Below are 4,437 nucleotides of genomic sequence, written 5' to 3' on the forward strand. Positions count from 1 at the left end.
CGGATTGGATCCAGGCACAACTTATTATTTTCAGGCTGTTTCCACTGACAATTCTGGAAATTCATCCAATAGCATTGGCGCCAGCTTCACGACCCTGGGAACACCAATGACTGATACTGACGGCGACGGCGTAGCTGATGCTAATGACCAATGCCCCGGCTACGATGATGCGACAGACTTAGACGCCGATGGGGTGCCTGATGGGTGTGATGATTCGGATGGGGATGGATTGTCGGATGCTGTTGAAGGATCTGAAGACACAGATCGTGACGGCACTCCCGATTACATGGATATGGATGCTGACGGGGACGGTGTGAACGATGAAATAGAACACGCCGCACCGAACAACGGCGACGGCAATAGCGACGGTATCCCGGACCGCTCCCAGAACCGGGTGGCTTCGCTGATGGACCACGATGCCAAGGATTATATCACTTTCGAATCGCCGGAGGGGACTGCCCTGACCGGCGTGCAGGCGGCCGTCAATCCCTCCCCCGGGGATATGCCTGAAGGAAGCACACTTTCCTCTGGCCTGTTTGATTTCACCATCCATGGCGTGGGCGCCGGTGGAAGTGTGCAGATGACCCTCTATCTACCCCCAGGCACCAAACCTGATTCTTATCTCAAGTATGGGAGAACTCCAGACAATATCGAAGATCACTGGTATGAATTTGTTTACGATGGCGTAACCGGCGCGCAAATCAACGAAAATAAAATCACGCTTTACTTTGTGGATGCAAATGAGGGGGATGACATTCTAACCCAGGATGGGATGATCATCGACATAGGAGGTCCCATGGTTGATAATATGGTAACTACGCCGAGTGGCGATGGCGGATGTTTTATCGGATGTATGCTCACCGGTGTTGATTGAGCTAACGGGAGATCCGGGGATGGGCTAAATCAACTAATTAAAATAAATCCAAAATTAATTTGTTGAAATTGAGCATACCTTATTGGCATCGAAGTTGTGTCTTTTAACACAGATACAATTGAGATCATCATTGTGTCGCTGACCTCGCCCCATCCGGTGATTCGTTGGAGCTGCCTGAAGTGGTCGGTGCGCGCAACGAAGAACGTCCCCATCCTTATGGACTAAAGTACAGTGTCTGTTGAATCATTTTCTTGAATCTCTTAACATGTATCGATTTTTGACACCGAATATTTTGGATTCGGCAACTATCTTGAACCCGAATTTCTCGTAAAAGCGTACATTTTTATCCCCCTCTGTTTCTAAGTAGGCAATTGCAAAACAGGCATCTACTTCCATGCAAAAGCGCTCCATCAGCATGGAACCGACTCCTGATCCTTGATGAGTCGGCAGCACACCAATCGGACCCAAATGCCAGTGTTGCTTCAACAGGTCTTGGCGTGTCCATTCCATATGCCAAACAGACTTGCGCCAGCCAATATCATTTTCATCTATAGCGCCTTTAGGGGCATCAGCAGCTTTACTCCCCTGGCATGACTTCATCCTCATAACCCCGATTATATTTTTTCTTTTTTTTGCCAGAAATACTATTCCAGGCAGGTTGATCAGGAGATTAAAAAACATTTTTTCAATTTCTATGCGTTCTTTTTCACCTTTTCCTTGAAATACGGCAGCATGAAGAGGATTGTCGAGCATAGCGACGCTGAGAACTCTTGCTGATTCTTGGATGTCATTTTTTTCCATAAAAGAAACGTGGGAACCATACATATTAATTCCTTTAGCAATTGAAATTTATTATCTTCGTACGACTCCAGGTACATGCAGATAATTCTCAGCATGGCCAAATCAAAGATGCCATGATTGGTCGGTGTCCGTTCAAGTAGATCTTCTATCGAAGAACTGCAAAGTCATATTCGTTTTTTGACAGACCAAGGTCAACTATAGCTTTTTTTCCACGGTTGATTGTTTTGGACTAGAAGGCATATCCAATAGCCAAACCACCGGTCCAAGTGATCGCACCGCCATCGATGAAATCTCCCATCACCTTCGGCGCAAGACGCCAATGCCCGCTGAGGGGGACTTCGTAGCCAATGCCTATACGGATTAAGAATTTATCCTCCCTCGACGTTAACTCTGCACCCGGCCCGGCAAACACCCGCCAGTTGCCTTTGGGATGGAAGCTCACCGGTACGAACACCACGGCGTCGCGTATAGTGTCATGCCCGAGAAACTCGACAGCGGCACCGATGCCCCAATGCTTGCGGAAAAGCAGCTCGTATTCTATCCCGATGGCGTAAGTGTTTTCATTCGGCGTGTCTCGTTTTGTCTCTGCACTAAGGCCAAGAAACAGTGCCAGGTGGTTATGGGGAGTGCTATCCTTACTCTCACCCGCCCAAGTTGTGTTCGGAAGCATTGCTGCGAAGACCACCCACGCAAAACAGATAGCCCTCATTTTTGTTGTGGCTATTTTCATTTTATACCTCCGACGTCGACTTCACTCTGGAACTTTCGATTAATGATTAACAAAGACTTCGATTGTGTAAAAGTTTAGCCGGGAGTCATGTGATGATCAATCTCATAATACTTCAATTTTTATCGGCCGGCTATACCGTGAGATTCGATAGCATTGGCTGAGGGATCATCATTATCGTCCAGCTCAAGACTGGCTTTAACTAATTCCTTTGAGTCAAGCACCTTGAACTCATCTGCCGGTATGAGGGTTAAGCTAACGGGAGCTTTCGGCATGTGTAATTGGAACGGTTCGGACATCTTTATCATGTCCGATTCATTGCCATCTTTATCAACAGCAGTAACCCCAAAGATGACAGGACGCTCCGATAGAAGGGCATTATAGGGGCGTTTTATCTCGGCAACGTTGCCCTCTTTGATGTAATTTGAATCGTAGTTGACCTCAGTAGCCTTAGACCAATACAGTTTATAGCCAATGACATTCTTTGAATCGGGAATGCCTCAAGACAGTTTGTACCTGCGGCTCTTTGCCATTCAGTCCTCTTCAGGTATCCATTTTCCAAAATTCAAAATTCTGGTGGGGAAAAAATGAGCGTGGATAATTTATTGGCTAAACAAAATGTAACGTGCGGGAAATTCCTTGTCAACTATCTGCCGCAAGCAATTCGATTTTGTTGTTTATCTACCTCTGGATAATCCCCCTAAACCATCTCACGACCGCATAGTTGAGGATAAAAGAGAGGGGAGTCTTGGACGTCTTGTTCCATCAAGCACGATGAAACATTGTGCCGAAAGCTATGAATGGTCTTCTTTCTTGGGGGAGCTGCGACACCGTATCTGATTTGATATTGTCTGAACCAGTTGGATGAATGATCGTGCCCGTCGAAATATTGGTTACGGATCAGGTAAAGTAGATATAATGTAAAGGATATCACCGTGACCGCCTCTATCTATCACAGTGTGTAAGCCTGGTCTGAAACAGATAGAATCGATCAAAAACGGTGGTATTTTTAATAACAAGAGCCTACCGCGTAAACAGTAGGCCATTGGTTAACTGGTGCTGAGGGACAGAATCGAATTGCCGACACGGGGATTTTCAGACACTTCCTCCGAGTTTCCTATCCTCATCAAATTATATTAACATGTGTAATCATAGAACATATAATTTTTACATTTTTGTTGATTTTAGAAACTTTTTCACACACAGATTCACTCACAGGAATTGGGGTAGGGGACTCGATTCGGTTTCCTGATCCACTCCATCACCCGCTCCAAAACAAAACCGATTTCATCATCTGAAAGATCTCTCCCCTTTTCGTTTCGATATCACATGAGGTCCCAAAAAAAATTGTTCTAATGAAATGGCGTTCTGAACCGATAATTAAAAACGACAGCACTAAATAGCAAGAAATTAATATTATTGTATATTATTTAATCGGTGTAGACTTTTTTCGCGGAGGTTTATTAAACCATTTTTTGAGGGAAAATCATAATGACCCACAATTTCCGTTCACTGACCATCTTGTCGTTAATGTTAATAATTGTCGCTTGTGGAGGTGGAGGAGTCGCCACAAATGACACTTCAAATACGGCAGTTGCCAAACTTTTATCAAGTGAATTTGAAGACGAAAGTAATTGGACTGCCTACGAAACGATTGATCAATTGGAAAGTCAAGGCAATGATGGGTATAGCGCTCTCAAAACCTCGGTGAGAGCAATATCTACACCCTTAAATCGGGAAAATATTGTAACCTACACGGCTAATGGATTGGTCTCTGAGCTTTTTGAATATCTGGTATCAAACAGCGACGGCATCGCAATGGGTAGCCGCAACTATGGCGTCAGTGTAATGAAATTCGCTGATATGGATTCGCCCAAAGGATCGGTTTTTAACTTCAGGAAAGAATTGCTTGAAGGTTTAGCAGAGTATCAAAACAAATTTTATGCCTGGTTCAAAGATGGGAGTATCGTCGATATTGCATCGGGTGTGGTGATTTATGAAAATGCGCCTTTGGGGACAAATAGAATTTACTCAA

Annotated in this window: 4 protein-coding genes; 2 read left to right on the top strand and 2 right to left on the bottom strand. The window is 44.8% G+C overall.

Going from position 1 to position 4,437, the window contains the following annotated elements; all coding sequences use genetic code 11:
* A partial coding sequence (locus ABYV26_RS21685) for a choice-of-anchor U domain-containing protein (RefSeq protein ID WP_372683445.1) occupies positions 1 to 874 on the top strand: 874 nt, incomplete at its 5' end.
* A gap of 243 nt (positions 875 to 1,117) precedes the next feature.
* On the opposite strand, the gene ABYV26_RS21690 is transcribed toward ABYV26_RS21685, so the two are convergent.
* The gene (locus ABYV26_RS21690; RefSeq protein ID WP_372683446.1) at positions 1,118 to 1,699 is read right to left on the bottom strand and encodes a GNAT family N-acetyltransferase; all 582 of its coding nucleotides are present in this window, start codon (positions 1,697 to 1,699) and stop codon (positions 1,118 to 1,120) included.
* Between the two features lie 205 nt (positions 1,700 to 1,904).
* A complete protein-coding gene (locus tag ABYV26_RS21695; RefSeq protein ID WP_372683447.1) occupies positions 1,905 to 2,405 on the bottom strand; it encodes a hypothetical protein in 501 nt (166 codons plus the stop codon).
* 1,488 nt (positions 2,406 to 3,893) lie between these two features.
* On the opposite strand from ABYV26_RS21695, the gene ABYV26_RS21700 reads away from it, so the two are divergent.
* A partial coding sequence (locus tag ABYV26_RS21700; RefSeq protein ID WP_372683448.1) for a hypothetical protein occupies positions 3,894 to 4,437 on the top strand: 544 nt, incomplete at its 3' end.

The sequence above is a fragment of the Desulfosarcina sp. genome (assembly GCF_041551955.1).
Classification (GTDB): Bacteria; Desulfobacterota; Desulfobacteria; order Desulfobacterales; family Desulfosarcinaceae; genus Desulfosarcina.